General features: G+C 57.5%; 2 protein-coding genes. Both read right to left on the bottom strand.

What is annotated here, in order from left to right:
• Positions 1-642: 642 nt before the first annotated feature.
• On the bottom strand, positions 643-1,266 hold the full coding sequence (locus DL891_RS16520) for a hypothetical protein (RefSeq protein ID WP_232819239.1): 624 nt from the start codon (positions 1,264-1,266) through the stop codon (positions 643-645).
• Positions 1,267-1,269: 3 nt separating this feature from the next.
• A partial coding sequence (locus tag DL891_RS16525; protein ID WP_157962588.1) for an integrase core domain-containing protein occupies positions 1,270-1,401 on the bottom strand: 132 nt, incomplete at its 5' end.

Below are 1,401 nucleotides of genomic sequence, written 5' to 3' on the forward strand. Positions count from 1 at the left end.
CCGGCCTCCCGGTGTTGACCACCAGCTTCACGGCTTCGTCCTTGTACTCAGGAGTGAACTCCCGACGTGTCTTTCCCATAATGAACATTCTCTCTTGAATGGCGTCCACCCAACGGGGTCAAGGCCAGGGCGAGCCTTCGCCCGAACCCCCGTGATCATGCTCATCCAAGACCTGGACATCCATATCGTCAACGCCCAAACAGGAGAACTCCTCAGGGCACTGACCCTCGACCCCACCAGGGATTACCAACCCCAAAACGAAAGGAAACCGCTGAACCCAGGAGTTCAACGGTTTCCTATGTCCTGAGACAGGACACTGTGGGTTGTTCGCGAAATAGATTCGCCGCGCCATTGCTGGGCACTTTCTGAGCATTTCAAATTGGATTCCAACCTAAGCACCAATTTATTCCAGCAACACTCGTAGTTCCGCGCAAACAGTGGGATCTCGCCGTTAATCACGTAAGCAAGATTCTTCACCTTCTCCTACTGCAATCACCGGGGCTGAAAGGAGAGCCTGGACGACGTCATGGCAGGGCTCGGATTCGCGACGATGACTCCTTAGCACTCGCTTGGCGATGGCCCCCGCACGAATCTCACGATCCCCGAGCAGTCCTGCTTAGTGCCGGGCCGGCCAGCGTAGGGCTAGTTCTTCGTCAGCTCCACAGTCGCAGACTCCCCTTGAATGCTCACGGTATAGCTTATGAGGCCATCCTGGTAGACGAACTCTTTGGTATCGACGGTGGATGCCATAAGCGCCGTATCGGTCGCTGCTTCATCTCGCTGCGAGGTCCAGGTATGGGACTCAGTCGCATCGGTCGGGGCGTCGAACGTGCCCACCCAGTAGACGGCGGTCATGTCTTGGCTCCCCAACTCCCAGTCGATGCTGATTGCACCATCAGCGATGGTGGCCACCATGAAGTCGATCTCGCTCTGCGAGTTGCTCTGCTTCCAGTCTCCCGTCAGATCGGGAGCCTGGGGCGCTTCCTCCACGGGCGCTCCCTCCACGGGCTTGCCTTCGTCAGAAGCCAAAGGGGCATTGCTGGTCGGCGCGGTGTCCGTCCCACCGCAACCGGTTAAGGCTAGGGCCGCAACGAAGACGATGGGGGCAAGGAGCTTCTTCATGACAACATCTTGGCAGAGGCCATTGATGTTCTTTGGGACGCGCATCGTGCCGGAGTTCCCGCAAGTAAGAAATGATTGCAGCACGACGAAAGGATCACAAAGACGGTTCAATTGAAGGAACTGCATGAGTTTTGACGACGACATTGGCTAGGTGTACTGCCCAGGGAGGTTAGTTAACCGGCTAATGGGTGGGCGGCCTCCGATTGCAGTGTGGGGCCTGTGGTGATTGTATTCGTGGAGCCAGGCCGGGAGGGCGCTACGACGCGCTGACTCTGTCGC

The organism is Homoserinimonas sp. OAct 916, from assembly GCF_003260275.1.
Lineage (GTDB): Bacteria > Actinomycetota > Actinomycetes > Actinomycetales > Microbacteriaceae > OACT-916.